This window comes from Streptomyces sp. NRRL S-495 (assembly GCF_000966955.1).
Classification (GTDB): Bacteria; Actinomycetota; Actinomycetes; order Streptomycetales; family Streptomycetaceae; genus Kitasatospora; species Kitasatospora purpeofusca.
Genome location: NZ_JZWY01000225.1, coordinates 1 through 2,994, shown reverse-complemented (window position 1 = coordinate 2,994; position 2,994 = coordinate 1). Strand labels below are relative to the sequence as shown.

The window sequence follows — 2,994 nt, the reverse complement described above, 5'->3', positions numbered from 1 at the left end:
CCGGGGCGGATCGGGCCGCACGGGCGGATGCCGGTCGGGAACTCCCGGCCGGCAGCGCGTGCGTCAGTCGCGGTAGACCTCGGAACGATGGCCGACCCGGACCACCAGGACGAGCAGCAGCCCGCCGTCGACGGTGTAGACCACCCGGTGGTCGCCCACCCGCAGACGGCGGTGGTCGGGCGATCCCACCAGCGCGGTGGTGTGGAAGCCGTAGGGGTCCTGTTCGAGCTCGGCGAGCTTGCGCAGGACCAGGATCGCCGTCGTCCGGGGCAGCTTGCGCAGCTCGCCGCGGGCCGACTCGGTGAAGCGCGTGCTGTACTTCACTCCGGCCTGGCCAGGGTCTCGGCCATGACCTCGTCCAGCGAGTAGGTGGGCTCGTCGCGGCGCTCCTCGATGAGGCGCATCAGTTCGCGCTCCTCCCACTGCCGGTACTCGCGCAACAGCTCTATCGGGACGACGGCGGCGACCTCCCGTCCACGCCGGGTGATGACGGTCGGCTCGTCCCGCTCCGCGCGGTCGACGACGTCGGCGAGGTGCTCGCGGGCCTCGCGAATCGAAACGGTCTGCACAGGCTGCTCGCTCATGCTCCGAGTGTACGAAGTGTTCCAGGTGTACACAATGGCGTTCGCGGACCCCGCCGAGGAGCCGGTGCGGCGGCAGTGGAGCATGATGTCCCGATCGACGGACGAACGGCAGGGAGACGGTGCGGGACATGGGCGAGGTCGGCGGGCGGGCCGGGCAGCTGCGAAGCAGTGGGCTGCGGCACGGGTGGACGACCGGGGCGTGTGCCACGGCGGCGACCAAGGCCGCCTACCGGGCGCTGCTCACCGGGGTGTTCCCGGACCCGGTGGAGATCACGCTGCCGAAGGGGCAGCGGCCGGCCTTCGCGCTCGCGGCGGAGCTGATGGCCGAGGAGCCGGACGGCGGGCGGCGGGCGACGGCCGGGGTGGTGAAGGACGCCGGGGACGATCCGGACGTCACCCACGGCGCGCTGGTGCGGTCCACCGTGCGGGCGGGGGAGCCGGGAGCGGGCGTGGTGTTCCGGGCCGGGCCGGGGGTGGGGACGGTCACCAAGGCCGGGCTGCCGCTGCCGGTCGGCGAACCCGCCATCAACCCGGTGCCCCGGCAGATGATCCGGGATGCCGTCGCCGAGGTCGCGGCCGAGTGCGGCGGCAGCGGGGACGTGGTGGTGGAGGTGTCGATCGACCACGGCGAGGAGCTCGCCCGGTCCACCTGGAACCCCCGCCTCGGCATCCTCGGCGGGCTCTCCGTCCTCGGCACCACCGGCATCGTCGTCCCCTACTCCTGCTCCGCCTGGATCGACTCGATCCGGCGCGGGGTGGACGTGGCGCGGGCCGCCGGGCGCACCCATGTGGCCGGCTGCACCGGTTCGACCTCGGAGAAGGTGGCCGCGGCGGTGCACGGCCTGCCCGAGGACGCGCTGCTCGACATGGGCGACTTTGCGGGCGCCGTGCTCAAGTACCTCAAGCGCCACCCGGTGCCGAGGCTGACCGTCGCCGGCGGTTTCGCCAAGCTCTCCAAGCTCGCCGCCGGCCACCTCGACCTGCACTCGGCGCGCTCCCAGGTGGACCAGGGGTACCTGGCCGGGCTGGCCCGCGCGGGCGGCGCGGACGAGGAGCTGGCGTCGGCGGTCGCGGCGGCCAACACCGGTCTTGAGGCGATCCAGCTCTGCCGGGCGGCCGGGGTGCCGCTGGGCGACCTGGTGGCCGAGGCGGCCCGGGCCACCGCGCTCGGGGTGCTGGTCGGTTCGCCGGTCGCGGTGGACGTCATCTGCATCGACCGGGCGGGGACGATCGTGGGCCGCGCGGAACCGCTGGGGCCCTGAGGGCCGTCCTCCGTCGGGGAGTTCCGTTCCAGGAGTGTCCCGAGAGTGTCCCGAGAACCTCGCCATGATGTGAAGATCTGACGCTCATACGGGGTGAGAAACGGACAAAAGTCGCGCCACGCCCGGGGTCGGTTCTGTTGCTATCTCAGCCATGAGATATCGTCTGGCGAGTGACAGGCGACTACCTCACCCGTATCGGCACCCTCATCCGCACCGCGCGTCAGCACCGCGGCTGGTCCCAGGCCCAGCTCGGCGAGGCCCTCGGCACCAGCCAGAGCGCGGTCAACCGCATCGAGCAGGGCAAGCAGAACGTCAGCCTTGAGATGATCGCCCGCATCGGCGAAGCGCTCGACAGCGAGATCGTCTCCCTCGGCTACTCCGGCCCGATGCACCTGCGGGTCGCCGGCGGCACCACCCTCTCCGGCGCGATCGACGTCCGCAGCAGCAAGAACGCCTGCGTCGCCATCCTCTGCGCCTCGCTGCTGACCACCGGCCGCACCACCCTGCGCAGCGTCGCCCGGATCGAGGAGGTCTACCGCATCCTCGAAGTGCTCAACAGCATCGGCGTCAGGAGCCGCTGGACCAACGACGGCCGCGACCTCGAACTCACCCCGCCCGCCGAGCTCGACCTGGCCGGCATGGACGTCGAGGCCGCCCGCCGCACCCGCAGCGTGCTGATGTTCCTCGGCCCGCTGATGCACCGCGCCGACAACTTCGCCATCCCCTACGCCGGCGGCTGCGACCTCGGCACCCGCACCGTGCAGCCGCACCTCACCGCGCTGCGCCGGTTCGGCCTGGAGGTCGCCACCACCGGCGGCGCCTACCACGCCTCGGTCCAGCCCGGCACGCCGATGGACCGGCCGATCGTGCTGACCGAGCGCGGGGACACCGTCACCGAGAACGCCCTGCTCGCCGCCGCCCACCACGACGGCGTCAGCGTCATCCGCAACGCCTCGCCCAACTACATGGTCCAGGACCTCTGCTTCTTCCTGGAGAAGCTGGGCGTGCGGATCGACGGCGTCGGCACCACCACCCTCACCGTGCACGGCGTTCCCGAGATCACCTGCGACGTCGACTACACCCCGGCCGAGGACCCGGTGGAGGCGATGAGCCTGCTCGCCGCCGCCGTGGTCACCTCCTCCGAGCTG

At 72.4% G+C, this 2,994-nt stretch carries 4 protein-coding genes; 2 read left to right on the top strand and 2 right to left on the bottom strand.

Translation table 11 applies throughout. The features are described 5' to 3' along the window. Positions 1-63 precede the first annotated feature (63 nt). Positions 64-324, bottom strand: a complete 261-nt coding sequence (locus tag VR45_RS13550) for a type II toxin-antitoxin system RelE/ParE family toxin (protein ID WP_045939982.1) — start codon at positions 322-324, stop codon at positions 64-66. After that, positions 321-584 (bottom strand): type II toxin-antitoxin system prevent-host-death family antitoxin, encoded by a 264-nt coding sequence (locus tag VR45_RS13545; RefSeq protein WP_045939983.1) that lies wholly within the window; start codon positions 582-584, stop codon positions 321-323. Before VR45_RS13545 ends, VR45_RS13550 begins: the two co-directional genes overlap by 4 nt. A gap of 128 nt (positions 585-712) precedes the next feature. On the opposite strand from VR45_RS13545, the gene VR45_RS13540 reads away from it, so the two are divergent. Continuing rightward, positions 713-1,846 (top strand): cobalt-precorrin-5B (C(1))-methyltransferase, encoded by a 1,134-nt coding sequence (locus VR45_RS13540; RefSeq protein ID WP_045939981.1) that lies wholly within the window; start codon positions 713-715, stop codon positions 1,844-1,846. A 170-nt stretch (positions 1,847-2,016) separates the two neighbouring features. Further along, positions 2,017-2,994 (top strand): helix-turn-helix domain-containing protein (locus VR45_RS13535; RefSeq protein ID WP_045939980.1); only part of this gene is annotated, 978 nt, incomplete at its 3' end.

Coding starts and splice junctions, on each gene's coding strand:
- VR45_RS13540 (WP_045939981.1), top strand. CDS start 713: ATGGGCGAGGTCGGCGGGCGGGCCGGGCAGCTGCGAAGCAGTGGGCTG.
- VR45_RS13545 (WP_045939983.1), bottom strand. CDS start 584: ATGAGCGAGCAGCCTGTGCAGACCGTTTCGATTCGCGAGGCCCGCGAG.